2 protein-coding genes are annotated in these 1879 nt (G+C 69.5%); both read left to right on the top strand.

Annotated elements, in window-relative coordinates; genetic code table 11:
- Positions 1-201, top strand: a 201-nt coding sequence (locus VHB92_RS10150) for a hypothetical protein (protein ID WP_325453633.1), incomplete at its 5' end; no start/stop codon positions are given.
- Positions 198-1879, top strand: a 1682-nt coding sequence (locus tag VHB92_RS10145) for a DEAD/DEAH box helicase (protein ID WP_325453632.1), incomplete at its 3' end; no start/stop codon positions are given. The genes VHB92_RS10150 and VHB92_RS10145, both read left to right, overlap by 4 nt.

The raw sequence follows: 1879 nt of genomic DNA, 5'->3' as shown, positions 1-1879 counted from the left end.
GAGATGTGGGCCGAGGTCACGATCCTCGGCGAGCTCGCCCCACGCTCGGAGCCCATCACGACCTGGGTGTGGGTCACCTGCCCCGGCGGCCACGAGTGCGCCTGCCGCTTCATCAACACCCAGCCCGACCCGCAGCACCCGCTCGCGTGGTGGCAGCGCTGGTTGCTCCGCCTCGTCTACCTGCGGCCGGGTGCGCTGTGACCATCGAATACGAGGAGTTCGTCGCGGCCAAGGTCGCGTTCCGTCCCGCGTTCGGCTTCGACATCGCCGACACCGACGTGCACCCGTCGCTCAAGCCCCACCAGCGGGACCTCGTCCGCTGGGCCGTGCAGGGCGGCCGGCGTGCGATGTTCGCCGACTTCGGCCTGGGCAAGACGCGGATCCAGCTCGAGATCGTGCGGCTCACCATCGAACGCGCGGGTGGGCGCGGGCTGATCGTGTGCCCGCTCGGCGTGCGGCAGGAGTTCACCGCCGAGGCCGCGGCGCTCGGCATCAGCGTGCGGTTCGTCCGCACCAGCGCCGAGGTGACCGGCGACGGGATCTACCTGACGAACTACGAAGCGATCCGCGACGGCCGGCTCGACCCCGCACTGTTCGACGCGGTCAGCCTCGACGAGGCGAGCGTGCTCCGCTCGTTCGGGTCGAAGACCTACCAGACGTTCCTCACCCTGTTCGACGGCTGCGCGCACCGCTGGGTCGCGACCGCCACCCCCTCACCGAACCGGTACAAGGAGCTCATCCACTACGCCGGCTACCTCGGCGTGATGGACACCGGGCAGGCCCTCACCCGGTTCTTCCAGCGCGACAGCACGAAGGCGAACAACCTCACGCTCTACCCGCACAAGGAAGCCGAGTTCTGGCTCTGGCTGTCCACCTGGGCCGTGTTCCTGCAGCGGCCGAGCGACCTCGGCTACTCCGACGAGGGCTACGACCTGCCCGAGCTCGAGGTCCTGCGCCACCCGGTCGCCGTCGACCACACCACCGCAGGTGTGGACCGCGACGGGCAGGGCCTGCTCCTGCGCGGCGGGACGCTCGGCGTGGTCGACGCAGCAAGGGAGAAGCGCGACACCCTCACGGAGCGCGTCGCCAGGGCCATCAGCATCGTCGCCGAACACCCCGACGAGCCGGTCGTGCTCTGGTGCGACCTCAACGACGAGCAGACCGCGCTCGAGCAGGCCCTCACCGCGGCCGGCGTCACCTACTCGTCGGTGCACGGCTCGCTCGACCCGGACGAGGCCGAACGTCGGATCCTCGCGTGGAAGGCCGCGAACACGCAGGTCCTGATCGGTAAGCCTGTGATGCTCGGCCAGGGCCTGAACCTGCAGCGCGCGGCGGTCGCCGTGTTCGTCGGCATCACCCACAAGTTCAACGACCTCATCCAGGCCGTGCACCGCATCCACCGGTTCGGCCAGACCCGGCCGTGCACCGTGCACATCGTCTACGCCGAGTCCGAGACCGAGGTCCTGCGCGCGCTCGACACGAAGTGGGAGCAGCACCACCAGCTGCGCGCCACGATGGCCGCGCTGATCCGCGAGCACGGCCTCTCCCGTGCGTCGATCGACGCCGCGCTCGTGCGCGGTCTCGGGATCGTCCGCCACGAGACCGCGGGGCAGGGCTGGCAGGTCGCGAACAACGACTGCGTGCTCGAAACGCAGGCCATGGACGACAGCAGCGTCGACCTGATCGTGACCAGCATCCCCTTCTCCAACCACTACGAGTACACGCCGAACTACAACGACTTCGGCCACACCGACGACAACGCCCACTTCTGGGCGCAGATGGACTTCCTCACCCCGCAGCTGCTCCGCGTGCTGCGCCCGGGCCGGATCTACGCCTGCCACGTCAAGGACCGGATCCTGTTCGGCAACGTCACCGGCGC

The organism is Humibacter sp., from assembly GCF_035547335.1.
In the GTDB taxonomy this organism is placed as follows: domain Bacteria; phylum Actinomycetota; class Actinomycetes; order Actinomycetales; family Microbacteriaceae; genus Humibacter.
This window is presented reverse-complemented; position numbering and strand designations above follow the sequence as displayed.